Origin of the sequence: Bradyrhizobium sp. AS23.2 (assembly GCF_001908185.1) — a bacterium.
Taxonomy (GTDB): domain Bacteria; phylum Pseudomonadota; class Alphaproteobacteria; order Rhizobiales; family Xanthobacteraceae; genus Bradyrhizobium.
The window spans coordinates 1-608 of sequence record NZ_LGHM01000358.1; the positions used below are offsets into that span (position 1 = coordinate 1).

Consider the following 608-nt stretch of genomic DNA (forward strand, 5'->3'; position numbering starts at 1 on the left):
CTCTCCAACGTCACCGCCGAGCTGCAGGAAGGCGTCATGAAGACGCGCATGCAGCCGATCGGCAACGCCTGGCAGAAGCTGCCCCGCATCGTCCGCGATCTGTCGAGCGAGCTCGGCAAGCAGATCGAGCTGGAGATGCACGGCGCCGACACCGAGCTCGACCGCCAGGTGCTCGACCTGATCAAGGACCCGCTCACCCACATGGTGCGCAACTCCGCCGATCACGGCCTCGAGACCCCGGCCGAGCGCTTGGCGGCCGGCAAGGGCGAGCAGGGCACCATCCGCCTCTCCGCCTATCACGAAGGCGGCCACATCATCATCTGCATCGCCGACAACGGCCGCGGCCTCAACACCGAGAGGATCAAGACCAAGGCGCTGTCCTCGGGTCTCGTCACCGAGGCCGAGCTCGAGAAGATGAGCGAGGCCCAGATCCACAAGTTCATCTTCGCCCCGGGCTTCTCCACCGCGGCCGCCGTCACCTCGGTGTCGGGGCGCGGCGTCGGCATGGACGTGGTGCGCACCAATATCGACCAGATCGGCGGCACCATCGACATCAAGTCGGTGGCCGGCGAAGGCTCCTCCGTCACCATCAAGATCCCGCTGACGCT

The 608-nt window shown here is 66.6% G+C and carries 1 protein-coding gene; it reads left to right on the forward strand.

Translation table 11 applies throughout. The features are described from left to right. On the forward strand, positions 1-608 hold a 608-nt coding region (locus tag AC630_RS42130; RefSeq protein ID WP_245330673.1), incomplete at both ends, for a chemotaxis protein CheA.